Genomic DNA, 26057 nt, shown 5'->3' on the forward strand with positions numbered 1-26057 from the left:
TTTTTCATTTGTCAATGTCATTTTTATCATTTATTGTTATTGAATTCTCTAGGGCGTCTCTTCAAGACTTTTATCTATTTCTGAAACTTCCGCAGCAGGGCGCCTGCGCCTGCTATTACTGACCCTGTCAACAGATAGGCCACAGTATTTCCGCCGGTTTTCGGCAATTCTTCGGTTTCAGGGACGAAGACATCGTCTTCTGTTGGCACGACAATGACTTCATCAGCCGGTGCCGCCGGTGTCTCTTCTGTAGGTGCTGTCTGTGTTTGATCAGTACCCTGACACTAAGGGGTATTTTCCCCGGCTACATTGTCTGTCCTACAATAATTTGGTATGATTAGAGAAGAATTCGGCATATTATCGCGCTTCGAATTCGCATACGTCCCATTGAAAGGTCGGTTACAGTGAACATCTGGGTTTTTAATCATTACGCGACCACTCCCTCTAATGTGGGGGGCACCCGCCATTATGACCTGGCATCCGCACTGCTTAAAGAAGGTCATCGTGTGACTATCTTCGCCTCATCGTTTAATCACTTTGAAAAGCGAGAAACCCGTGCTTATGACCAGGGTGCTTCTTTCTGCAAAGAGACGATCAACGGCATTGATTTCATCTGGATAAAGACTGCGAATTACCATGGTACGGTCAAGCGGCTGCACAACATTTTGAATTATACCTTTCGCGGGTATCGCGCCGCTAAAAAGGAATTAATGGCCACCATTCCGGATATAGTTATTGGTTCCAGCGTGCATCCGTTGGCTGCTTACATAGCCTATCGCATAGCGAAGCGCGCCAAGAAACCGTTTTATTTTGAAGAACGGGATCTCTGGCCCCAGACCTTCGTTGATTTTGGCAAGTTGAGCCGGAATAATCCGATTGCCCGGCTGTTATATTTTTTTGAAAGGCACTTGTATCTTCAAGCGACAAAGATTATTGTCCTCTTCGATAAAGCCATCGACTATGTGGTTTCCAGAAACATCGACAGAAATAAAGTTATCCATATCCCCAACGGCGTCGTTTTAGACAACTACAACACCATGGTTGCAGATACCGTGGTGGCCCAAGCTATTCAGTCTTATCCCTACACGGTTATTTATACCGGATCCCATGGGATTGCCAATCACCTGGAACCCTTAATTGAAACCGCAAAATTGCTCCGGGATCACACCGATATTCACTTTCTCCTTGTCGGCGACGGTTTAGAAAAGAATAATCTGATCCGGCTGGCACAAGGGTATCAATTACAGAATGTCACATTCCTCCATCCGATTCCCAAGGAAAAGATACCTTACCTCTTAAGCCTAGCTGATCTGTCATTTATTTCTATGAAAAAATCCCCCTTGTATCAATGGGGATTTAGCATGAACAAGCTCTATGATTATATGGCTTCCGGTTTGCCGATCATGATGCATGCCAGTAAAGAAATCGTGGGTGATTTCAGTGATATTGACGGCGTCACTCTGGCCGAGACACCGGCACAGTTGGCCCAGCAGATCCTCCAACGAATCTATGATGACGATTATAAGCTGAACGCCGGAAATTCGCTGAAAGACTATGTAGAAAAGAATTATTCCTGGGAAAAACTAGCGTTAAGACTGGAATCTCATATGCAAGCTGACTGCAACCAAGGAGTAACGCATGCTTAAACGGTTATTTGATATTGTCCTTTCGATTATCGGATTAATCATCGCCTCCCCTTTTCTCCTGATTACGGCACTGGTGATTAATAGAAAGTTAGGATCTCCGGTAATATTTACCCAGCTTCGTCCCGGTTTACACGGCAGACCCTTTCATGTTTACAAATTCAGAACCATGACCGATGAACGTGACGAAAACGGCGAGCTCCTGCCCGATGCCATGCGTTTGCCTAAAACGGGGAAAATCATCCGTAAGCTTAGTCTGGATGAACTGCCCCAACTGGTTAATGTCTTAAAAGGCGATCTGAGCCTCGTCGGCCCCCGTCCTTTACTGATGGAGTATCTGCCTTTATATACGCCGGAACAGGCGCGGCGTCACGAGGTAAGACCCGGGATCACCGGTTGGGCGCAGGTAAACGGCCGCAATGCCATCAGTTGGGAAGATAAATTTACCTTGGATGTCTGGTATGTCGATCATCAATCCCTATTACTCGACCTTAAAATTCTTTTCATGACCGTCTTCAAGGTATTCCGTTCCGAGGGGATCAGTCAGGACGGACAGGCTACCATGGAGAAGTTTAAAGGAACGAAGAAAGAGGAAGGAACTGCCCATGACTAAACTCATCCTAATCGGGGCCGGAGGTCACAGCAAGGTGATCAAGGATATCGCCGATGCGGGCAATTCGTATCACGTGCATGCCGTCCTCGATGATTTCCGCGAAGACACAACGATTGTTAATGATGTTATTTATGCCAATACATCATTTATGGAGACCCTTGATTGGACGCAGTCGGACGGCTATCACTTCTGTATCGCCATTGGCAATAACGCGGCACGCAAAAAAATAGTCGAAAGGTTATCGATCCCTCTCGAACATTACGCTGTACTTATTCATCCCAGTGCTGTCGTCAGTCTATCCGCCAGAATCGGCTTTGGTACTGTCGTCATGCCTCAAGCTGTGATCAATGCCGATGCTATTCTTGGGAACCATTGTATTGTCAATACCGGGGCAGTGGTAGAGCATGATAACCGCTTGGGAGATTACGTGCATATCTCGCCGAATGCCAGCTTATCGGGAACCGTGAGCGTCGGTGAAGGGACACATATTGGGTCAGGTGCTGTGATTATCCCCGGCAAAAAAGTCGGAAACTGGAGCACGGTGGGCGCCGGAGCCGTCGTGACCAAGGATGTAGCCGATGCGAAAACCGTGGTCGGTGTTCCCGCAAAAGTGATAAAGTAGTTATTGTATGTCATAATCTGGGGTTGGTCTGCATGCCACATTCCGCTTTCGGCAGATAGCGCCCTCCTTGGCGCTAACAGCCGCGCTACGCAATCCGTGCTCCGCTGGTCGCCGGAACTGTGGCACGCAGACCTAATTTGAAGTTAAATAGAATTCAAGAATGATTTTTTCGAGTGCCTAGACATGATGCTAAGCTCGCAGTATTTCTAGCAAGCACCGGATCACGCGATCTTGATCTTCCGCGCTCATATTTGTTCCTGACGGCAGACAGATACCGTTATTAAATAAATAATCGGAAACACTGGCCGTGTCCTTGTGAGTATAATAGGCGCAATCTTTAAATACCGGCTGCAGATGCAGCGGTTTCCACACCGGCCTGGCTTCAATGTTTTCTGCTTCCAATCGATCCAGGATATCATTGGGTGTGACTTTGATCTTCTGCGGGTCTAAGGTCAATGTTGTCAGCCAGCGGTTGCAGCGGCCCCCGTGAGCTTCCGGCATAAAGTCGATGCCGTCGATGGCGTTAAGCGCCTGATAGTAGGCATCAAAGACCTGCCGTTTGGCCCGTACCCTGTCTTCCAGAACCTTAAGCTGTCCTCTTCCGATACCGGCAAGAATATTGCTCATCCGGTAATTATAGCCGATTTCGCTGTGTTGATAGTGTCTGGCCTTGTCTCTGGCTTGAGTAGCCCAGAAACGGGCTTTTTCTATGGCCTCGAGATCATCTGACAAGAGCATGCCGCCGCCGGATGTTGTAATAATTTTGTTGCCGTTAAAGGATAAAACGGAAAGTTTCGCTAATTTACCGCACGCCTTTCCTTGATAGGCGGACCCCATCGCCTCGGCCGCATCCTCGATGACCGGCACATGATAGGCATCACAGATTTCCAGCAGCGGCTGCATATCCGCACTTTGTCCGTATAAATCAACGATAATTGCCGCCTTGGGCATTTTACCTGCTTTCTTCGCGGCGTCAAATGCTTTTTCCAGGGCGCGGGGAGACATATTCCAGCTGACCGGCTCCGAATCAATAAACACGGGTTCCCCACCCTCATAAACAATCGGATTGGCACTGGCAGAAAAGGTCAGCGAGGAGCAGAACACGCGATCCCCTCGGGTAATCCCTAAGTATTTCAAACCCAAATGAATGGCGGCAGTACCGGAGGATAGCGCCAAGGCGCCCTGTATTCCCATATAATCCGCAACTTCTTTTTCAAACGCATCCACATTGGGGCCCAGCGGTGCGATCCAATTTGTCGCGAAGGCACTGTCGATATATTCTTGTTCATACCCGCTCATATGCGGTGCGGATAGATAAATCCGGCTGTTTGATGATGACATGATGATCCCTCCCATTAATCGCTATAGATATTTCTTTTTCCGCTCATTCGGAGCATCACAAGACAGGCGCAGCTCAACCAGAGCATAGGGTCTTCAAAAAAGCGGCCTTCTGCCTGGGAACTGATGAACACCGTTACGATCCAGAGCAGATAGCCGGCGCCGGCTTCATAAATACTGTTATAGTTATTATAGATTGTCAGGTAATTGCCTTCAAAGCGATAAAAGCGATAGAGTCTCCCCATTATGGTGACCCATAAAACGGCTAAAACCAGCAGCCCGATGATACCCAATTCTGCCGCTATGGTAAGTACCGTGGTATGGGACAGCGTCACACCGTCAGCAACCGTTTTCAGATGAGCATAATCAGACAAAAATACCGTCTGAAACGTGCCTAATCCGGTGCCGATAATCGGGTGATCCGTAAAAATGGCAATAGCGGCTTTCCAAAGATACAGTCGGGTAGGGTCGGATACCCCAAGCCCTTTCGTCAACACCATCAGTCTCTCGGCAATATCGGGACGGATAAAGAGAATGATCCCGCCGCACAGAATGCCCAGACCGATGACACTGAGTACAACTTTTTTATTGGGAAGCAGGATCAATGCCGCGATTAGGACAACGGCTAAGGTAACGAATCCGCCGCGGGACCCGGTGAGTACCAGTTCCGCAAGCATCACAGCCAGCCCGATGAAACACAGATACCGTATTCGTTTTTCCCGGGTATACAGCTGAATAATAAAATTAGCGCTGATACCCAAGATGATATAACGGGCGAAAATATTGGGATCCACAAAAGTCGCATTGGCGCGTAGGGTGTGGGCGGCTAGTTCAGTGCTCTGCCAGATGTGATTGCCGCTGAAGGCTTCGTACAGGGCAAATACCACCAGAAATAAGGCCGTGATGTGTACGGCGTGAAAAGGCAGCAAGAAGTGTTTCTTATCTAATAACAACGCGATAGAAACAAACACGGCAAAGAGAATCACGAGTCTCACCGTCTCAATCAGTGTCCGTCCGATATCGGCGGAATAGACGGTGCTTATCGCCCCTAAAACCAGATACACTAAAAGGATAATGGTCAGCGGGTCTTTGATAACGTCAAGCAGTTTCCGTCGCATATTCGGAATCACAATCACACGAAAGGCAGCGGCCAAGATCAAGGCGATGCAGGTAAAGCGCGTTAACGTCACTTCCCCGATCAAATTCCCGATGATCCCCAGGTCAGGATAAAAGGTCTTGGATACTTCCAACGCCACTGCGACGGCTAATAACGGAACCAACCACAGCGGTTTCTTGATCATTAGTATAATAAGTATGATGAGTGTAATCACCAATGCAGCCCACTGAAGCATAGCTTATCCTCCTTAATATTTCTCATTAATATAACGATGCTTCGCAATCCTGCTCCGCTCGTCACTGGAACTTGTGACACCCAGTCCTTATTTTGAGGAATTGTTCAGATTGCAAAAGAACCAATAATAGTACATACATTACCTTGTCTCTTAAGTCTTTTTATGGGCAATCTGGCGTAAGAGTCTTCGCATCATTCCCCAAACATATTGGCCTATCTTTCGAAATTCTTTATCGAGAATTAACAGGACAGTACAAAAAACAATCCCGGCCGTTGCCGCTGAAATCAGCGGATGCAAATCCTTCATCATCCAGGCGGTGCCTGCCATCAGTAACGCAGCGATGAACGTCCGGTAGAGCTGCCGCCACAACCGCAGTTTATATACTCCTCTGCGGACAAGAAGGTAGTATCCGGCAAAAATAAATGCTTCGACGGCAATTACCGTGTAGGCTGCCCCGTATACACCCAAGCGGGGATAAAGGATCAAAATCATCGCAATGAGAATGACCAGGGCAGAACCCTGTAGAATTGTTCGCTGCCATTGCCTGTTGGTGGTCGTTAAGACATCTCCGAGGGAAAAACTCATGCATTCAAAAGCCAGTAGCCAGGTGACGATCATCAATATCGGCGCCGAGCCGTTAAACTTCCCATCATACAGCCACGCAACAAGCGGCTCCGCTAACACAAAGATCAGCGTGCTGCCGGCAATACCGACTGCGGACAAGACCTTAAATATTTTCTCGGTCAAATTTTGGTGTTTATCCGCATCCGTTTCACCCAACTGATAAAGCACCGGGTAAAGGGCGCTGGTCATCAGACTCGGAATGAATATGAGCACCAGCATCAGCTTATAGGCGGCAGAAAAGATACCCAGCTCGACACTGGTGGTGATCAGAGACAGAATGATAATACTGATTTGGGCAAATAAATAATAGAAAATCCGATGGATTCCAAAAGGCATTCCGCGCTTCACCATATCAGGAAGGCTGTTAAGCTGAACCACCGGCCGGATTTCTTTTCTCAACGCCAAAAACAACAGAATACTAATAATGATATAGCTGAACAGATAACCGAAAGTGAAGGCCACAATGCCCATGCCTCGCAGAATAACGATAACTGAAAAAACAGCGATCAGCATTGTCGTCAGAAACTGAAACCAAGCCGACAGGTAGTTCTTCTGTACCGCTTGATAGTAATTGTACACCGATTGATTCAAGGCATTAAAGCAGACCGCCAGCCCGATAACCAGAATCAGCGTCTTTATAGTCTGGTTATAGCCTGCCGGGAACATAAAAACCAGCATCAAAAAATAACAAAGAATCGCCAAGAGCGATTTAAACAATAAGGTATTACCAAAATACCGCGGCAATACTAAAGGGTTACGTGATCCCTCCTGCACCATTAACTGGCTGATGCCCCACTCCGCAAAAAGAATGAAAGCCCCGGCAAAAGCATACGCCGCCGAATAGTCCCCATAAGGTCCCGGTCCCAAATAACGCGTAATAAAAATACCCACCACAGCGGTAATCGCTTTCGCCATAAACCCCGATACCCCAAGGGCAGTCGCATTTTTAATAATCAATCGGTTATCCATTGGTTTTCTCCAGCTGCTGATATATTTTAAGCAGCTTCTCTTCCATCCGCCCCCAGTTATACTCTTTCCTTACCGCCTTCATTCCATTATCCCCCATCTCCTTGCTCAGGCGGGGATCGGAAAGCAAGATGGTGATTGCCTTAGCGATCTCTTCCGGCTTGGTCGGGTCGACAATGATACCGCTATGGTAGCTTTCAACAAAGGGTTTGATCGTCGGAAGATTACTGCCGACAATCGGAATACCGCAGCTCATATATTCGAACTGCTTGATGGGAATGTTCTTAAAATATTTCGGTAACGGCAGGAGGGTGACCACACCGACCTTTGATTTTCGCATATAGTTTTCAACCTCAATATGGGGTACGCGGCCGGTAAACAGAATATTCTCCTGCAGCTGATTTTCCTCAATATAATCGTTAACAATCTTTTGGCCCCGGGAATCATTAAATGGCCCCACAAAGATCATTCTGATATCCGGATATTTTTCTTTCAAAATCTTTATCGCCTGAACCACATGATACACACCGCGTTCCAAGGTGATTCCGCCCTGGTAGATCACATCATACTCTTTAGGCGGAGAGACATCCTCTTCCGGCTGGGCAACCGGCTGAAATTCTGTAAAATTATAAATTACATCCGTTCGGGGATTAAACGTCTTCATTCTTGCCATGACGGCATCATCCGCCGTAATGATGTGATCAAATTTCCGGGCGTAATGCGCCTCCGTGCGGTCCACAATAAACGCTGCCAGCGGTCGGAGTACCGTCGGAACCTTGCGTGACATACGCATCATGTCCGGATAATGCTCATGCACATCATAGACCAGCTTACAATTCGGTATGGCTTTCTTGATTTTTAGAACTTTGTAGATCAGCTCAAAATCATGAAAATGATAGACATCAGCCTTAACCTCAATGGCCTTGGCCACCACGGTATCCCCTAATTGAAACCGGCCCATCAGTGAACTGGATCGGGGTACGCCAATGATCTCAATTCCCTCGTGGTTGTACCTGCTCTGCTGATCAGGCGCGATCAGTGTGATCTCATCATACTGTTTTTTTAACGATAAGGCTTGCTTATAAAAAATGCGATTGTCGAGTGCCGGATGGCCTGTAGTCAAAATACAAATTTTCAAGGCACGATCCTCCTATCAGCATTTTCATCTGCTGTTGTCAGTAACTGCTCATAAACTGCGATTGTTTTGCGGGCGCAATGTTCCCAGGTAAAGCTATGTAGAACGGTCTGCCTGCCCGCATCGGCCAGTGCACGCGCGCGATCAGGGCGAAACAGCAATAGGTTCAGCGCATCGACTATATCATTGACATTTTGCGGCCTTACTAAAAGGCCGTTTTGCCCATGGCTGATCGCATCCTCTATCCCTTCTCCCCTGACACCAATGGTCGGGACACCTTGGGACATAGCTTCAATATAAACTGCGCCGAATCCTTCCTGCCAGCTCGGCAGACAAAAGATATCGGCAGCGGCGATTTGCTTCATGGTTTCAGCATGGGGCAGTTTCCCCAGAAATACCACGTGCTCTTGCAGGTTTAGACGGTTTACCAGGTCCTCCAGGCTTTGCCTTTCTTCCCCGTCACCGACAATGTGATAGATAAGATTCGGGTAGTCTTGGATAATCCTGGCCACTGCCTCAATGTTTAAGTCAATGCCCTTCGTCTTTTTCAGATTGGACACGCTGACCACCATCTTGGTAGTTCTTGCTTTATCCGTGGAACTTTCGTCTCCTCCGAGGTTATCTGCCGTGGTCAGACGATTATCCAGTGTCCCCTTCGCTTCCGGGGATACCGCGACCACATCTTCCAGATCAATCCCATTATTAATAACGGTGATTTTACCCGCAAACGGTTGATCCTGAACCAGTCTTTGGAGTTTGGTGCTGACAGTAATGATCCGGTCGGCCTTATTCAGGATCGCGAAAACCTTTTGCCTTAAGGATTGGCGGATATGGATCGTTGACTGAAAATCCTGTCCGTGAATGGTGACCACGACGGGCACCTTGACGCTTTCTTTGAGTACAACAGCGGCGCCGCCATCAGGAAGCGCCACATGCGCATGAATCACATCAAACGAAAATTCCTGCCGGATTTCACGGACTAACCGTTGGATTCCTCGCGCCATCATTGTTCCCGAATGCTCTCTTAAGAAGGAACGCGGGAATTCCAGATAGCGGGGATAATAAACGTCTACGTCTGCGATTCTGTCTCTTTTCGGGATCGCTGCATAGCTCCGCCACTTGCTTTTCAACACGCTCAGCGGCCAGGGGGCTAACGGCACGGGCGCAATCACCCGCACCTCATGGCCCAACTGAATCAGCGCCTCAACCTGTTTTTGGATAAAGATCCCATAGACCGGATTGACTGCTGAAGGGTACATATGGGATAGTACCAATATCTTCATAAAGAATCTCCCTAGGCCTTAAGAGCACAGTTGTCCTGTTTCTCGTCTCTGAAGGCATTATATACCAAGCCCATGGCAATGACAAAAATGGTCATAATCTGCAGATTATAAAAGGTTGTTGCCATGATATTGAAGACAAAGATACACGGCAGCAAGGCAATATAGGCCCCGATAAACTGTGATTTCTCACTGAAAACAGCTCCCCGTCCCCTTAGCCGTGATCTCAGAAGCAAATAGCGGATACCCTTAATCAGCGGGAGCAGATAAAAACTGAGATAGACAGCGAGTCCCACAAAACCATAACGCCGGGTAAGCAGGATGAATTCATCATCGACCACCGTCGTCATGGCCTCTTTTTGAGTTCCCCAGCCCAGGACAGGCGATTCCCAAATCGAACCGACGGCATTTCCCCACTGCTGTACACGCACCTGCATGGAGGTGCTCGTTGAGAAATCCAGTCCCTCATTGAACCGATAAAAGAAATCCGCTGAGGCCGTGAAGAAGAGCAGCACCGTCAAAAGAAATAGCGCCGCTACTTTGATGATGACATTTTTATTACGCCCATGATAGAAAAAGGCCCATACACTGATGATCAAAAATAGCAGGCCAATCCCCAGGAAGGCTGTCCGTGATATGGTCAGCATTTCCAATTTAATGACAAGCCCAATCAAAATAAACAACAGCCACGGGAACTTGTCCCGATGATCTCCAAAGTAATAGCGCATCGTCAAAAAGGATAGGCAAATCACGGTTAAAACACCAAAATAATTGGGATTATCCAGTGTCCCAAGTACCCTGACCGGGTTCCCGACAATGAGCGTATCCCAATGTGACTGGTTAAAATACGGAGAAAGCCATGTGTTTAAATTCAAGGGATTAATGTGTTGGAGCCAACCGAACACAATCAGGAAAAGAAGTCCGCTGACAAACGCCTTGGAGAAAAAACCAAGCTCATCTTTATTCAATTTAACGGACAGCGTTAAGGTTATAACCAGGAAATATTTGAAGTAAGTTATGAGCTCCATGACATCCCGAAGACCATAGTACCCGGCTCTACGGATGTAAACACCGTAGAAATTCGATATGGCATAGGAGATCACCAGCAATCCAAAAATCACGAAAATTATTTTGAGTTCTTTCTTCTGCTCGCGTAACGCCTGTTTGTTTTGTTCATCGAACCTGAATTTATGAAATATAAATGACAAGACATTCAGGCCAAAGATGAAAAATAACAATAATTCGTCCAGCCGTATGTTGGGTAAGGACGGATGAATCGGAAATGAAGGCAAAATCATCGCCGAGAGCATAACGGTGACAAGCAGGAACAGCCTGGACTCATTCTTTTGTGTAATTCCGATATTCCAGAACATTTTTCCTCCTAGACTAATTAATGATTGGGACTAGCATACTGTTCGTTTAATACTAGCAATTATTCGTATTTGGGGCTGGGCCGCCTGCACAACACCACTTTCGGCTCTTGTGCCCTCCATGAATTTGCATTAAGGATGTTAAAATTCTTTTGCCCTCCTTGGCGAATTTTAACTTAGGTCCATCCATGGACCGTTGCGCTACGCAATCCATGCTCCGCTTGACGCCGGAACTGTGGCACGCAGACCTAATTTGAAGTAAATGATTGAGATATTCTTTTGTGTAGTTATTTCAAATACGTTGTACTAGTGATGATTAACGATTAAATTCATTGTGATCCATTGTGAGAATACCTTACTTAAGTGCTTCGCACACGGCAGCGGCGATATATTCCTGCTGTTCCATGGACAGCTCCGGATAGCAAGGCAAGGCCAGTGCCTGCTCGCAAGCCAGCTCAGCGGCCGGCATATCCCCGGCAGAATAACCTAAATAAGCAAAAGCGTTTTGCAAATGGAGCGGTACAGGATAGTATACCCCGGTGGCAATCCCTTTTTCCTTCAGGATATTGGCCAGGTGATCGCGATTGTCTGTCCGCAGGATGTATAAATGATAAACCGGCGTGGCCTTGGGATCATTCTGCGGAAGAATAAGCTTGCCTTGAGCAGCCAAGGGAGCCAGGAGTTCATTGTATTTTTCCGCTTTCTCTCTTCTTAATTGATTCCACTGATCAAGATAATTGAATTTCACCCGAAGGATTGCCGCCTGCATCTCATCCAGCCTGCTGTTATAGCCGATCTCGTCATGATAATATTTTATCTTGGAGCCATGGAAACGCAATTTCCGGATTCTTGCCGCGATTTCCTCACTCTGGGTAACGACCATACCGCCGTCACCATACCCGCCAAGATTCTTTGTGGGGAAAAAGCTGAATGTCCCGGTGGTGCCGTAAGATCCGGCTCTTTTACCGTTGTATTCGGCGCCAATTGCTTGCGCGCAATCCTCAATGACCTTCAGATCATATTTTGCTGCCAGTTCCATCACCCGTTCCATATTGAGCATTTGACCAAAAATATGCACAGGGATAATGGCCTTTGTTTTCACGGTGATTTTGCTTTCCAGCTGGTCGATATCCATATTCAAAGTGACCGGATCGATATCGACAAAAACGGGTGTTGCCCCCAGATTGGCAATGGCTTCGGCTGAAGCAAAAAAGGTAAACGGTGTTGTGATGACTTCATCTCCGGGCTCTACGCCACAGGCTCTGATCGCCAGCACCAGTGCATCCGTTCCATTGGCCACGGCAACCGCATGCTTTGTCCCGCAATAATCAGCCATTTTTTCTTCCATTGCCTTGACGTTAGGCCCGAGAATAAATTGGCATGAGTCCAGCACACCCAAAACCGCTTGATCAATCTCCTCTTTTATTGATAAGTACTGTGCCTTCAAATCCAAAAGCGGAATAGACACACGCATCATTCCTTTCCAAATAGACATTTAATATTTGGGGTAGGTCTGTACGTCACATACAGCCCTATTTTAAGAGAATTGTTCATCATTGTTTAATCAGATAAGTTCATCCTCCGGAACATCCCGGAATACCTTTGCCGGAAGCCCTTTAACCATTTTCCTGGGTTCCGTATTCTTCGTGACGAGGGCTCCCGCTGCCACAAACGTCTCCTCGGCAATATCCACTCCCGGCAGGAGGACAGCACCGCCGCCGATCCGTGCCCCACGACGAATCGTGGCACCTTTGATGCTTTTGAAGCGTTTCTCCGTCCGGCCCATGTAATTATCGTTGGTCGTTGTGACCATGGGAGCAATGAATACATGATCCTCGATTTCCATATAAGCCGTAATATAGGATCCGGTTTGAATTTTAGTATAGCCGCCGATACGCGTATTGTTTTCCACCGCGCTGCCGCTGCCCACAACCACTTTCTCACCCAGAACACAGCGTTCCCGGATCAGTGTCCTGTCACCGATAAAAACGCCGTCGCCAAGCGCCGTCCCTGCATAGATAACAGAGGAACAGCCCACGATGCAGTTCTTACCCAAGCGGAGCGGCGTCAGATCATCGGAATTTTTGACCGTACTCGTCGCAGCCGCACGGGGCAGTCGTCCAATGGACGAATTGCTGCCGATGGTGGTCCCTTCTCTGATTACCGTATCCGCGTAGATAGCGGTATGGTCCAAGACGGTCACGCCGGCATCCAATACCGCATGCTCCGCGATGGTGACATGACAGCCTAAACGAACATCGGGTCCGATCTTAACCCCCTCGGCCAGGATGCACCCGGGCGCTAAGGATGACCCCTTTTCAATGACTACATTTTCACCAATGACACAAAAAGGAGCAATTCGGACATCCGCTCCAATAACAGCACTGTCGGCAACGATGGCGCCGGTATGATTGTTTGTTGTCATATTAATGCCTTCTTTCCGTTTCCCTTAGGCTTCCACAAGTACCTTGTCTACCTTAAAACTGTAATATAATGACGAGCAGATTTCTTTTAAGACAAGGCGAAGGATTGAGTCATACCGAGTGTATGGCGATTGAAGTCTACGGATGGACAAATGTCGCGGATGCCATGGAGGGCATAGGAGCGACAAGACAACGAAGTATTAAAAGAAATCTGCCGTCAGAATATACAGGATTAGGGTTGACATGGTACTAATGGCAGTTTCACCGGCTGCCCGGTCTCCTGACATTGATAAATGGCCAAGATGATTTCAAGGGCTTTACGGCCTTCTTCACCGGGTACGGCCGGTATCCCGTCTGTTTGGATGGCTTTCATCATATCCTCGATAATTTCGCGATGGCCAAAACCGTAAACATTCGGCGGGTCGTTTTCCTGCGCAGCGAAGATCTGTTTCTGTTCCTCAGCGCTTTCCGGGAATTCCCAAACCTCAACCCGATTAACGGCAATTCCGCCCACAATAACCGATCCCGACTCGCCAAAAACATTGAGTGTTTCTTCAATATTTTTGGGGTAAATTGTTGAAGCCGCTTCAATCAGACCAATCGCGCCATTTTTAAAGCGCAGGACAGCGCCGGCGACATCTTCCATTTCGATTTGGCGCAGAGCGGTCTGGGTGTAGCCGAAAACGGAGTCCACCGGGCCAAACATCCATTGCAGCAAATCGATATTATGAATCGATTGATTCATCAATACACCGCCGTCCTGAAGCTTGGTTCCCCGCCACGATGCCTGCTGATAATAATCCATACCCCGATTCCAACGTACGGTCGCTTGGCCATGGGTCAGTTTGCCAAAACGGCCTTCTACCAAAGCATTTCGTAACGTCTTGATCGACTGATTAAAACGGTTTTGGTGGATAACTGCCAGCTTGACACCGTTTTCCCTGCAGGCTTGGATCAAGCGATCCGCATCACGCAGGGTCATGGCCATGGGTTTCTCCACCATGACGTGTTTGCCGGCTTGGGCCGCTGCGATGCCGATTTCGGCATGGTCGCCGCTGGGTGTGGCAATGGTGACTATATCAATATTCTCGCGTTTTAACAGTTCGTGATAGTCATAATAGGGCTGGGCATTATATTTGCGTGCAAAATCGTCAGCCCTCTCGGGAAGGATATCGCATACTGCGGCCAATTCCGCATCCGGAATAGCCATGATCGATTCCGTATGTTTGGGTGCAATCCTGCCGCATCCGATGACACCGAATACAAGTTTTTCTTTGGACGACATATTGTTTTTCTCCTCTAACTTTTTTGAGAATACGAATAATTGCAAACGTTTAAATCTTATAGATTTTTTCTCTCATTGCTTTAACGTCTTTCGTCGCATTGCGAGTATCCACTACGAGGGGCGCATACTTCACCACTTCTTCGTAATCGATGTCACTGTGATCGGTGATGATCAGAACACAATCCGCTGCGGACAACGCTTCCGGCGTCAGAGCGATGCTTTCCAGCTGAACCGTACTTCCGCCATGGGGTTCAATAATCGAAACATACGGATCGTGGTAGGACAAGACAGCACCTTCCTTGCGCAAATGCTCCATGATAATCAGGGCCGGAGACTCTCTGAGGTCCTCAATATCTTTTTTATAGGCGACACCAAGAACGAATATTTTAGCGTCTTTAACACTCTTGTTCTGAGCGTTAAGTGCCCGGTAAACCTTATTAACAACGTAATAAGAGACTTCAACATTGATTTCACCGGCTAATTCTATAAAACGGGTATGAAAATCGTATTCTCTGGCTTTCCAGGTCAGGTAGAACGGATCAATCGGGATACAATGGCCGCCAACCCCGGGACCGGGATAAAAGGTATGAATGCCAAAAGGCTTGGTCGAGGCTGCCTCGACAACTTCCCAGACATCCAGTCCCATCCGGTCGCATAAAAGCATCATCTCGTTGACGAGAGCGATGTTAACCGCGCGGTATGTGTTTTCAAAAACCTTGGTTAGTTCGGCTGCGGCCGGAGAACTGACCGGTACGACATTCACGATCGTCTGTATATAAAGAGTATAGGCAATCTCCAGACAGTACGGGGTGACGCCGCCAACTACCTTGGAGGTATTTTTCGTAGAGAAGCGTTTATTGCCGGGGTCGACTCTTTCCGGTGAAAATGCGAGGAAAAAGTCTTTACCCACCACAAGTCCCGACTTTTCCAGAATCGGCAGGATCACTTCCTGGGTTGTTCCGGGATAAGTCGTACTTTCCAGGGTGATGATCTGACCCGGACGAATATTGCGGGCGATCTCATCCGCAGCGGACTTCATATAGGAAACATCCGGATCCCGCGTCACGGTGAGCGGGGTCGGTACACAAATAATCACAACATCACAATCAGCCAGTTTGGAAAAGTCCGTCGTCGCCTTCAGGATCTTTTTCTCAGCAAGCTCTTTTAGCTCTTCGTCCTTGACATCGCCGATATAATTTTCTCCGGCATTGACCTTTTCCACTTTGTATGGATCGATATCAAAGCCAAGAACGGGGAAACCTACCTTCCCTTTTTCAACTGCCAAGGGCAATCCGACATAACCCAGTCCGATCACACCGACTTGCGCCGTATGGCTTTCTATTTTATTTTTCAGTTCCAGGGCAATCGGATTGTCATTCGAAATTACTTTTTTGATTTCCAACATTGAAGTTCCTCCTTAAATATCTGTTACGCCTGCTATATACCGTTACGCATTAAACTATATAATGACATCAACCGTTTGTTCGCCGGTTGATCGATCATATTCCGGCTTCTGTTTGCTTTCTCTTCATCGCAGCCTCTGCGGGTTCTGTACCCTCTGTTGGCTGAACCGCCAGAGTTTTCTGTGGCACCGCTTCTTTTCTGAAGTTCGGAAGCAGCATCCGAATTGCCGCCTTGATCTCTTCTTTTTCCAGATAGCTGCCGCGTTCACGAATAATCGCGAGCAGACTGTCGATGGCCTCTCTGTCGATCAGATTCGGCCTGGCAACAAAAATACGTTTGTGCCGGGTTGCTGTGGTTCCCTCCTCGGATGTCAGGATCTCCTCATAGAGTTTCTCACCCGGGCGAATCCCGGAAAAGATGATGTCAATTTCTTTACCCGGCTCAAATCCCGATAGACGAATGAGATCTTTCGCCAGATCGACGATCTTCACCGGTTTTCCCATATCAAGGATAAATATTTCTCCGCCTGAAGCCATAGCCCCCGCTTGAATAACCAGCTGGCTGGCCTCAGGTATCGTCATAAAAAAGCGTGTCATTCTGGGGTCGGTAACCGTCACGGGTCCCCCGGCAGCAATCTGTCTTTTAAACGTCGGAATAACGCTTCCCCGGCTGCCCAGAACATTCCCGAAGCGGACGGCGACATATTTTGTGTTGGACTGGGTATCGTAATCCTGGATGATCATCTCCGCCAAACGCTTCGTCGCTCCCATAATGCTGGTCGGGTTCACCGCCTTATCTGTGGAAATGAGCACGAAGGTTTTTACGCCGTGTTCATCAGCGGCGGCGGCCAGATTGGATGTGCCTAAAACATTATTTTTCAGTGCTTCCTCCGGATTTGCTTCCATTAACGGCACATGTTTGTGGGCCGCAGCATGAAAGACGACATTCGGTTTGTATTTGGCAAATACCAAGTCAACTTTGCCCGTATCTTTGATATCCATTATCTCCGTACATACCGGATAATCTTTCAACTCCTGTTCGATATCAAAAATGCTGTTCTCCCCATGGCCCACTAGGATCAGCCGTGCAGGATTAAATTTGACGATTTGCCGGCATAGTTCAGAACCGATAGAGCCGCCTGCTCCGGTCACCAATACGACCTGATTTTTCAGGTAGCCGGCTACTTCATCCAAATCCATCGTTACCGGATCACGTCCCAAAAGGTCTTCGACTTGGACATCACGAATCGGGCTGACCGAAATTTTTCCGCTCAGGATATCGTAGACGCCGGGCATAATTTTCAAGGATACCCTGGTTTCTTTGCATATCTCCACGACTTCGCGGATGACTTCGCCTTCAGCCGAGGGTATGGCAATGATGATTTCGTCCACATCGTATCGATTGACGATTTCCGGAATATCCTCACGCGGTCCCAGAACCGGGAATCCTTGAATATGCAGGTTAATTTTATCTTTGCTGTCATCAATAAATCCAACCGGCAGTCCTTCCTGAAAATCTCTTTTTTTAAGCTCACGCAGAGCCAGGACACCGGCCTCACCTGCGCCGATGATCAGCACTTTCCGCTGGGATTTGCTGGATACGGCAAAAATGGAATTCTCCCGGCGCATTCGCTGGCTGAAGCGAAGCCCGCCAATCAATAATACGGCCAGCAGCCAAAAATAAACGCTGACGGAATGCGGCAGCCGAAGGGGTGAAATAAAGAAGGTAACGATAAAGGTGCCGGCGGCACCAACCGTTACCGCATAGACGATCGACAAGAGTTCTCTGACACTGGCATAACGCCAGATATTTTTGTACATACCAAAAAGATGGAAAGCCATAAGGAATACAATCGTCCCAACAATTGCCGCTTGCCATATGGTATCGCTATATTTATTAAAGTAATATGTGATATTCTCTTCAGCAAAACGCAGATAAAAGCTGGCAAATAACGCCAGATTGATCAATATGGCATCTGTCAGCATAAAGAGAATTGTCCGTTTAGGATGTGCCACGCTATCTAAAACGACCTTTCCGATTATGTATTATTCTGTCCCGCGATTCATTTTACCGTTTATCAGTTTACTACAGTTTACGCCATTTTACAATTCATTTGGCGATACCCGAGAAACCCCGGGAGGAAGAACGCTAAGGCAAAGAAGACAATGAGAACGGGAAATACAGTGCCGCCAGGGGGACAACAGGGACGGGGACAACGGGGACGTAGCACTTGTCTCCAAGCCACGCAAAAAAAAAGGGGACAAAGTGCTACGTCCCCGTTGTCCCCTCCGTCCCCGTGTCTGTTCTATTGATTTGTCATCTGGTATCGGATACGTATGATAGCGTTATCGGTTATCACTGTTCTGCCTCCGAACACGCTCAGTTCCGTCGTTGGTGAAATTGTCTGGAAGTATTTCTCGGTCTTTGAACCGGTAACCGGTCCATCCGTTGGAATGAGCAGCAGTGGCGTATCCGTGTTTGCTGCAAGTGCTGCTCCGGCTAAAGCATCGGGAAAACCGGCTCCTGTCGCCAGATAAAGCTTCACTGCATCCGGATAAAGTGTTTGTACTACGGCCAGCGAGGTCGCATAACGGTCACTGCCGGCAAAGCGCTGGATCTGTTCTTGCCCTAATCCGGTCAGAATGGTGACGGCATTGGCCTGATCGGCAGGAACTGCCCTTATCCCACCGGCTATATACACGGCAGAAGGCTTATGCTTAGTCAGGCTTTCGATGGTCGCTTGTGGGAAGTTGTTCTCGGAGGTCAGCAGCAGCGGATATCCTTTGACCGCCGCAGCAGAAGCGATAGCTAACGCATCGGCAAAATTTACGCCATTGGCAATGGCTACCCCTGAGCCTTCGGGGAATTGAGCAGCAATCTGGGCTGCTGTGTCGTAACGGTCTGTCCCTGCGATCCGCACAATGTCTTCGGTCCAGCTAACGGTATCCTTCAGAGCGCTTTCTACTTGGGCGGACAGCGCGTTCTCACCGCCCAGAATAATGACCTTCAGCGGCTTAAGCACGGTGATTGCCTCCGCCACCCTTGAGTCAAGCTCATCGTGGTAGGTCAAAAGGATTGGCGCATTATTGAGCTTCGCGAGAGAGACCCCGGCCAGAGCATCCGCAAACGCATCCGAGCGTGCAATAAGGACGGCATCGCAGCCTGCGGACCAGCCGTTATATGCGATTTGAACAGCGGTGTCGATGCGGTCAATCCCGGAAATACGATCGACCGATGACAGCAGGGATGTTTTTTCTCCCCGGGAAAGCAGCGATAGCATACCGAGAGTGAAGCCTGCCGTATGGACCGGCTGCGGGGTCAACCAGACAGAGTCCTTCGACGGTAGTGTCCCAGCCGGCAGCAGTGATTTGGAAATCGGTGTCACCTTGACCGGTTGAACGATACCGTAATAGTAGTCTTTGGCCATCAACGCCAATATCTTATCCTGGTAAGCGATTCTGCCGGCAGCCGCTGCATTATTGGGATTATTGCGTGTAGACCAACTGTTATAAGCCCATATGGCAAAGTACCAATTCTCGAGTTTGCCCGGATCACCGTCACCGATAACCGGTGTCATATTCCACTTTGATTTCAGGACCTGGGCACCATAGGCGATATTAAACGCAATGTCTGTTTTAAGCCGATTAATTGTTGCCGTATCCGACGGATCATAAACACCGACTTGCATAATGCCGATGTAAGGCCTGCTGCCGGATCCGCCTATAACCACCTTCCCATTACTGTCCCATTGACGCCAGCCGGATTCTCCGTAGGCAATGGCTTTAAGGATTTCTGCAGGTACTTGTTCCTGAATAGCGACCCTATCAAAAATAGCGCTAATTTCCTGAGGGGATGGATTCTGACTGACTGCCTGCACCGGCAGAGGGCAAAGGGGCATAAGAAGCAAAGAACAAAGGAATACAACTAAAAAGAGACGGGCATTTTTTTCAAAACGCATTAATTACCTCCTGTTTGAAACAAAGAAACCAGAAACAACGAACAAAAACAAATACCGAGAAACGAAAGATGAGACAGTAAAAGTTAACCTATTGGGTTAACCTTATGTAATAAGTTCTTCCTTAAAGCAATTTTTCCTGCTTTCATTATTTTCCAAATGGCCGAAGACCGCTTCAATCCTGGAAATAAAAATTCCGACAGATTATTATTGCTGCCGGATTAATGGTAAAAATATCCTTTTTAATGACGATGTATTGATAAACTTGTGTTATATTCTAACTTCGTGTCCTTTTATCCACTTAGGTCCAATAACGTGACAGCTCTATCCCGTTGTTGCCTCTTTAAAGCTGTCTAAGCAAATATTTAACACGGGTGACCGTGCTCTCGGAAATCGTGCTTACGCTGCCAACAACCTTGACGTTAGTCGTGCTGGCTAATTTCCCGAGGTACGTTTCTGTCGGTCCATTCACGGTGAATCCCTGAGGCGACACGAGCAATAAGCAGCCATAGCGACTGGCAGCCAGCGCGCCTGCTGCCAGCGGATCCGCATAATCCTGGCCGGTAGCTATCACGACTTCGTTCGCTGCCGGGAAAAATGTATTAGCAATCATAATCGACGTTTCATACCGGTTAGCGCCTGCAAATCGAATAATACTCTCTGCAGAAATCGGGATCGTACTCAATAACTGAGAAACAACGCCGGGTACAATCGCCTTTTCACCGCCGGCCAGATAGACTTTACCGGGCGAGAGCTCTTTTAGCTTCAATTGGGTGACTTGCGGCAATGCCTGAGTCTTGGTCAGAAGCAGCGGCAGACCGTTGGCGGCAGCCGCGGCAGCCAGACTCAATGCATCTGGAAAATCCTCCCCGGTGGCGATGACAACGTCTGTCCCCACCGAAAAATTCTGGGCAATGAGTACCGCTGTCTGGTAGCGATCGGCCCCTGCAATGCGCGTGATATCCTGCGTCCAGGTCAGAACCGTTTTCAGCGACGATTCCACTGCGGGACTGATTGCTTGCACACCGCCTAGGATGATTACTTTGGACGGCCGAAGTGTATTTAAAACAGAGATAATGCCTGAATCCAATTGATTGGGATCTGTCAATAATATGGGCGCATTATATTTTTTAGCCAGGGGGACCCCCGCTAACCCGTCCGGAAAGGCATCGGACCGGGTGATGATCACCGTCTGCGCACCGCTGGCCCAGCCGCTCATGGCCACTTGATTGACCGTATCAATCCTGCTAACGCCGGCGATGCGGGTGGTGGTTCCCAATGTCACTGACTCCAGATCGCCAAGATGATAGGGCTCGGGAGTACTCCACGTCTGAATGCTATTCGGCAGCGTATCCACGGGAATCAGAGATGCCGGTATCGGTGTGATTTCAACCGGTGTTGTCAAGCCGGGGAAATAGGCTGTCGCCGCCTTACGAATGATCGCCTCCTGGTAAGAGACCTCACCCCGTGCCGCGGCATTATTGGGATTATTATAAGTCGACCAGCCATTATATGCCCAAAGGGCAAAATACCAATTCTCCAGCTTATTGCGGTCACCGTCACCGATCTGCGGTGTGCTCTGCCATTTTAGATTCAGCAGGTCGGCACCGCGTGAAATATTATAATCAATGTCGAATTTCAGTTTATCGACTTCCGCCGTATTGGACGGATCATAGCTAGTGATCTGCATGATGCCTAATGCTGGGTTTGTCACACTGCCTCCGCCGGTCACCACATTGCCGTTGGCATCAAACTGCCGCCATCCTGTTTCACAGTAGGCGATGGTTTTGAGGATAATGCTGGGAATTCCTTTACTTTTAGCTATTGTTTCCAGTTTCAGAGCAATAACTTCCCGCGATGGATTCTGATTGGCCGGAATCACCTCAGCATATGACGGGTAATTCCAAAAAAGAAATGTCAATAAAACGGCGAGAAACCCTGCGGTAACCGCATGATGTGTTTTTTTAAGCATCGTATCCTCCTCCGCCAATCCGGTTAGCCCAATAAACAAAATAACAACTTAAGATCGCTCCTAAGCTGTTATATATTTCGCCATATTCCGCCTAAATCCTGCTATATTGTCGTTTCTCCGGTTATCATCCATTGCGTAGCAATTTTGACCAGGTTGGCTCTGACATGAACCTCATGTACCTGTTCCAAGCCAACAGGTTTTTGAGTATTAAGATCGTAGTCTCTGGCCGTATACCGGTAGATGGCATCGACAGTGGCTGTGTAGTTGTCTGTGGATTCCACTTTAACCTCATCAAATACGATATTGCTGATATCCAGTCCGATACCTTCCGGAATATAACCTTCTGCTTTCGCAATGTGCTTCTCCATTAACTCGCCGGTATACGCCCCTTCAATCGCTGACCGGAAAGTCGCCATGTCTTTGGCTTTCCACGCATCAAACAGTATTCCCAAGGCTTGTTTGTATTGTGCAACGATTTCCAGCTGCACGTCATCCGTCGGCAGATTTGTCCCCAAGTCGGAGTCAGACTGATCGGCTGTGTCAGCCGGGTCAGTAATATTTGCCGAATCTGCAGGGTCTGATGGATCCGTTGAATCGGTATTATCAGGAAGTGTAAACGGCAGTGTTGTTTCCTCTCCCACGGTGTCTACTTTCGATGCGTTATCTTTATCCGCGGTGGAATCCGCATTTGGACCAAGTGTTGTCCCCCAAAGGATATGACCGCCGACACCGACCCCAATTCCCAAGACAAAAATCATAACGGTCAATAACCAATACTTTTTACCCATAAAATCACAATCCCCTTATAAAAGAAATCACATTCCAATTGTTTCCTTTATAAGAGGATTTTAAACATCCTGCTTCAATTTATAATTATTGCGCGGGGTTACTATTTTCTTTTCTGTTTTTTCTTGTTATGCTTCATTGATTCGGGTATTTTGCCAGCTTTCATCTTTCTGGCAATTCTCTTGGGATCGGCCTTCTTGCCAGGGGCATGTGTTTCTCCGATATATTTGTTCATGCCAAACGAGATCCGGAAAGAAAGAAAAAATACAACCACTAAACTTACGTAAAAAATATACTGCTTAGTAAAGAAATAGATAACATTGTCAATGATCGCAATGGCAAGTCCAGCGATGATTAAATTCTTACCGATGAATTCTGACAGACCTTTTTTGTCTACTTTCTGGCCCGGCCTGTTACCAAATCCAAAAGAAAATTTGAAATAATAGACAAGGATCCCGATGACAACCAGAATTCCACCTGAAATGAGTGATGTGTATAACATGAATAATCCCCTTTCCTGCAAGTCTTATTTATTTCGTCAAGAAGCGGAAATCTTCCTGCTGTTCAACTGTTATTTCCAAAGTTTCGTTGACTAGTACATCATTCTTTAAATACGTTAGCAAATATTCGTATATGGGGCTGGGCCGCGTACACAATACCACTTTCGGCTCTTGTGCCCTCCATGGCACAAAGAGCCGCGCTTCGCAATCCATGCTCCGCTTGACGTCGGTATTGTGCACGCGTCCTTACTCTGGAGCAATTTGAGCAACTAATTTCAGAATGATGTACTAGTGCCTTGTAAACTCTAAAACTGTAATATAATTGTGAGCAGATTTCTTGTAAGACAAGGCGGAGGATTGAGACATACCGAGCGTATGCCGATTGACGACAACGCAGTATTACATGAAATCTGCCGCAAGGATGTACAGGAATTAGAGTTTACAAGGCACTAGGTTCATTTAGTTAATGGAAAAGCTAATCCTGTCCATCAGGGAGGTACTGAGGCAGGATTAGCTTTCAACGTTGAAAAATACCTATTTACAATAACGCTCTATTTTCGAATAGCGTTCTATATAAGCATAGACTCCGATTCTCAAATCGCATTCTACTCCGAGCGTTGAGTGGCAAACGGTGTCGCTCCGTATACCTTTGAACTCATATCATCTCTTAATAGGTGCGCATCAAGATCGTGCATTTCCTGATGAAATTGTTCTATCCGTATTTTATCTTTGCTGTCAAACGCATCAATCCCCCTGTTTAAAAGGTTCGTGAAGTACACAACAAACGTGGAGGCCTTACTTTCATTAACCTCATTTTCCATTTGTTTTTCCCACAATGTCTTATGGAAAACAATATACTTCTTAATATCCTGCTCATTCATTTGCGGTCCTGCAGTCGCACCAAAAAGGTAGCCATCCGTATACTGATGGATGTTCCATGCTGCTCCGAATGCAATCGTCCTGGCCGCATCGCTCAGGGCATCTTCACCGAAATATTCTTCGACTGAAGGAGCCGTATTTAACAAACTGAGATCCGGTTCCCTGTATTTTTTTGGTTCTGTAGAGTTGGTTGCCGGGTTTTCTTCGACAGGAGGCACCGTCGTTATTTGAGTATCCTCGGCAACATCTTCGCCTGATATCACAGGCAGTTGAGAATCGCTTTGGTCAGTAGTCTGATCCGAGGTTTGCCCTTCATCGGCGTAGTTTACCACCGGGGTCTGAACCACCACTTGCTCCTCGGGTACGTCCGCCTGACCGCGGAAGACTTTCCAGGCCGTAGGCCCATAAATACCGCCAACAATAATTACCGCTGCCAGTACAACCGCCCCGGTCAGTGTTATGATGCTTCTGCGGTTGAAATTCATCTTAATTCCTCCTAACTATAGGTATTTCCTGTATAAGATTACCAATAATTAAGAGAAAAGCTTGTCACAATGGGTATTTTTGGCAACCTTTTTTCTTTGAAAGTACACCTTTCTTCGGCAATTATTCCATTCTGCAACGAATTGTTTCCGTAATCTAACAATAATTCTTCATAATATCATAAACTTTGTCCATATCATTATTTAACGCTTTTTGGTGCAGTTCCTTACCCTCGGCTTGGTATCTGCTTACAAGCTCCGTTAAATACCCCATCAGCTTTGTCCCAATATCCTGATGCCGCAAAGCAAACTCGACGGTCGCACGGACAAAGCCAAGTTTATCCCCGACATCGTAACGCTTGCCCTCAAAGTTATAGGCAAATATCTCTTGTGTGTTTCCTAATTTGGCTATAGCATCCGTCAATTGGATTTCTCCATTCCTTCCGGGGGGCTGCTCCGCCAGAATATCAAAGATATCCGGGTCCAGAATATAGCGCCCCATAATTGCCAGGGGGCACTCCGGTGCCTCTTCCTGTGGTGGTTTTTCTATTAGCTGTTCGGCTTTGTAAAGCCTTGGAGATATTCTGCTGCCACTGATGATACCGTATTTCGACACCTCTGCAGGCAAAACTTCCTGAACACCAATAATGTTGTTCCCATAGAGTTCATAAAAACGAATCATTTGTTTCAAACAGGGTTCTGCGGAATAAATGACATCATCTCCCAATAAGACGGCAAAAGGTTCATTGCCTATGAACCGTCTGGCACTGTAGACCGCATGTCCCAATCCAAGTGCCTCTTTCTGGCGTACATAGTGGATATCAACCATGTCTCCAATATTCCTGACCATATCCAATAGTTCCGGTTTATCCCCTTTTTCCAGGAACATCTCCAATTCGAGAGACCGGTCAAAGTGATCTTCGATGGCTCGTTTATTTCTCCCGGTCACAATAATAACGTCTTCGACTCCGGATTGAACGGCTTCTTCAATAATATATTGGATAGTTGGTTTATCAACGATCGGGAGCATCTCTTTTGGCTGCGCTTTTGTCGCCGGAAGAAATCGTGTTCCTAATCCGGCAGCAGGTATAACTGCCTTACGTATCCTTTGCACGAATTTTTCCCCCTTATGGTATTGAACTTTAATAAACAAACACCTGTAGTATATGGAATTTTATATAAATTATTATGCTCATCGTAAACATGTTGAAAAGAGACTACATCTTCAAATGCAGTCTCTTTGTTACCTGGGTCGCTCCCGAACATCGTGTCCTCCTCGCCACTAGGCCATCCTTGGCCGTCGCAACACATATCTTTTCTTGCAGTATTTTTAGCCCTGGCTGTTCCTTAAACTCCCTACAGGAGCACGGTCATAAGTAAAACTTGGCTGGCACCAAGTCCTTAGACGAAGGCGACAGCCATAGCTGC

Annotated in this window: 21 protein-coding genes; 3 read left to right on the forward strand and 18 right to left on the reverse strand. The window is 47.4% G+C overall.

All coding sequences use genetic code 11. From position 1 onward, the window contains the following. Window positions 1-74: 74 nt before the first annotated feature. Window positions 75-209: an LPXTG cell wall anchor domain-containing protein gene (locus LPY66_RS19395; protein ID WP_337985882.1), complete on the reverse strand. Its 135-nt coding sequence runs from the start codon at window positions 207-209 to the stop codon at window positions 75-77. 195 nt (window positions 210-404) lie between these two features. Here LPY66_RS19395 and LPY66_RS19400 point away from each other — a divergent pair, with 195 nt between their 5' ends. The 3 genes from LPY66_RS19400 to LPY66_RS19410 are packed head-to-tail and all read left to right on the forward strand — an operon-like array spanning window position 405 to window position 2878. Further along, window positions 405-1646 carry a glycosyltransferase family 4 protein gene (locus LPY66_RS19400; protein WP_337985883.1) on the forward strand — a complete coding sequence of 414 codons (1242 nt, stop codon included), beginning with the start codon at window positions 405-407 and terminating at the stop codon, window positions 1644-1646. Beyond that, window positions 1639-2256: a sugar transferase gene (locus LPY66_RS19405; protein ID WP_337985884.1), complete on the forward strand. Its 618-nt coding sequence runs from the start codon at window positions 1639-1641 to the stop codon at window positions 2254-2256. The genes LPY66_RS19400 and LPY66_RS19405 overlap by 8 nt, the downstream gene beginning before the upstream one ends. After that, window positions 2249-2878: an acetyltransferase gene (locus LPY66_RS19410; RefSeq protein ID WP_337985885.1), complete on the forward strand. Its 630-nt coding sequence runs from the start codon at window positions 2249-2251 to the stop codon at window positions 2876-2878. Before LPY66_RS19405 ends, LPY66_RS19410 begins: the two co-directional genes overlap by 8 nt. Before the next feature lie 189 nt (window positions 2879-3067). Here LPY66_RS19410 and LPY66_RS19415 read toward each other — a convergent pair whose 3' ends face one another. The 17 genes from LPY66_RS19415 to galU form a co-directional block, all read right to left on the reverse strand. Then, on the reverse strand, window positions 3068-4219 hold the full coding sequence (locus tag LPY66_RS19415) for a DegT/DnrJ/EryC1/StrS family aminotransferase (RefSeq protein ID WP_337985886.1): 1152 nt from the start codon (window positions 4217-4219) through the stop codon (window positions 3068-3070). Between the two features lie 14 nt (window positions 4220-4233). Then, a complete protein-coding gene (locus tag LPY66_RS19420) occupies window positions 4234-5568 on the reverse strand; it encodes an O-antigen ligase family protein (RefSeq protein WP_337985887.1) in 1335 nt (444 codons plus the stop codon). Between the two features lie 150 nt (window positions 5569-5718). Next, window positions 5719-7161 (reverse strand): flippase, encoded by a 1443-nt coding sequence (locus tag LPY66_RS19425; protein WP_337985888.1) that lies wholly within the window; start codon window positions 7159-7161, stop codon window positions 5719-5721. Further along, complete coding sequence (locus LPY66_RS19430) at window positions 7154-8296, reverse strand: glycosyltransferase family 4 protein (protein ID WP_337985889.1); 1143 nt, start codon at window positions 8294-8296, stop codon at window positions 7154-7156. The genes LPY66_RS19425 and LPY66_RS19430 overlap by 8 nt, the downstream gene beginning before the upstream one ends. Next, window positions 8293-9576 carry a glycosyltransferase family 4 protein gene (locus LPY66_RS19435; RefSeq protein WP_337985890.1) on the reverse strand — a complete coding sequence of 428 codons (1284 nt, stop codon included), beginning with the start codon at window positions 9574-9576 and terminating at the stop codon, window positions 8293-8295. Before LPY66_RS19435 ends, LPY66_RS19430 begins: the two co-directional genes overlap by 4 nt. An 11-nt stretch (window positions 9577-9587) precedes the next feature. Further along, on the reverse strand, window positions 9588-10946 hold the full coding sequence (locus LPY66_RS19440; RefSeq protein WP_337985891.1) for an O-antigen ligase family protein: 1359 nt from the start codon (window positions 10944-10946) through the stop codon (window positions 9588-9590). 352 nt (window positions 10947-11298) lie between these two features. Continuing rightward, window positions 11299-12411: a DegT/DnrJ/EryC1/StrS family aminotransferase gene (locus LPY66_RS19445; protein ID WP_337988143.1), complete on the reverse strand. Its 1113-nt coding sequence runs from the start codon at window positions 12409-12411 to the stop codon at window positions 11299-11301. A 96-nt stretch (window positions 12412-12507) separates the two neighbouring features. Then, the gene (locus LPY66_RS19450; RefSeq protein ID WP_337985892.1) at window positions 12508-13368 is read right to left on the reverse strand and encodes an N-acetyltransferase; all 861 of its coding nucleotides are present in this window, start codon (window positions 13366-13368) and stop codon (window positions 12508-12510) included. Window positions 13369-13598: 230 nt separating this feature from the next. Further along, window positions 13599-14651 (reverse strand): Gfo/Idh/MocA family protein, encoded by a 1053-nt coding sequence (locus LPY66_RS19455; RefSeq protein ID WP_337985893.1) that lies wholly within the window; start codon window positions 14649-14651, stop codon window positions 13599-13601. Window positions 14652-14700: 49 nt separating this feature from the next. Continuing rightward, window positions 14701-16056 carry a nucleotide sugar dehydrogenase gene (locus LPY66_RS19460; protein WP_337985894.1) on the reverse strand — a complete coding sequence of 452 codons (1356 nt, stop codon included), beginning with the start codon at window positions 16054-16056 and terminating at the stop codon, window positions 14701-14703. Between the two features lie 94 nt (window positions 16057-16150). Beyond that, complete coding sequence (locus tag LPY66_RS19465) at window positions 16151-18040, reverse strand: polysaccharide biosynthesis protein (RefSeq protein WP_443112504.1); 1890 nt, start codon at window positions 18038-18040, stop codon at window positions 16151-16153. Between the two features lie 320 nt (window positions 18041-18360). Then, entirely contained in the window at window positions 18361-20013 is a 1653-nt protein-coding gene (locus LPY66_RS19470; RefSeq protein WP_337985896.1) for a cell wall-binding repeat-containing protein, read from the reverse strand. 340 nt (window positions 20014-20353) lie between these two features. Further along, on the reverse strand, window positions 20354-21982 hold the full coding sequence (locus tag LPY66_RS19475) for a cell wall-binding repeat-containing protein (RefSeq protein WP_337985897.1): 1629 nt from the start codon (window positions 21980-21982) through the stop codon (window positions 20354-20356). A gap of 101 nt (window positions 21983-22083) precedes the next feature. Continuing rightward, a complete protein-coding gene (locus LPY66_RS19480) occupies window positions 22084-22770 on the reverse strand; it encodes a hypothetical protein (RefSeq protein ID WP_337985898.1) in 687 nt (228 codons plus the stop codon). Between the two features lie 101 nt (window positions 22771-22871). Further along, a complete protein-coding gene (locus tag LPY66_RS19485) occupies window positions 22872-23270 on the reverse strand; it encodes a hypothetical protein (protein WP_337985899.1) in 399 nt (132 codons plus the stop codon). A 603-nt stretch (window positions 23271-23873) separates the two neighbouring features. Continuing rightward, window positions 23874-24632, reverse strand: a complete 759-nt coding sequence (locus LPY66_RS19490; protein WP_337985900.1) for a hypothetical protein — start codon at window positions 24630-24632, stop codon at window positions 23874-23876. 154 nt (window positions 24633-24786) lie between these two features. Beyond that, entirely contained in the window at window positions 24787-25743 is a 957-nt protein-coding gene (gene galU, locus LPY66_RS19495) for a UTP--glucose-1-phosphate uridylyltransferase GalU (RefSeq protein ID WP_337985901.1), read from the reverse strand. Window positions 25744-26057 lie beyond the last annotated feature (314 nt).

This window comes from Dehalobacter sp. DCM (assembly GCF_024972775.1).
In the GTDB taxonomy this organism is placed as follows: Bacteria; Bacillota; Desulfitobacteriia; order Desulfitobacteriales; family Syntrophobotulaceae; genus Dehalobacter.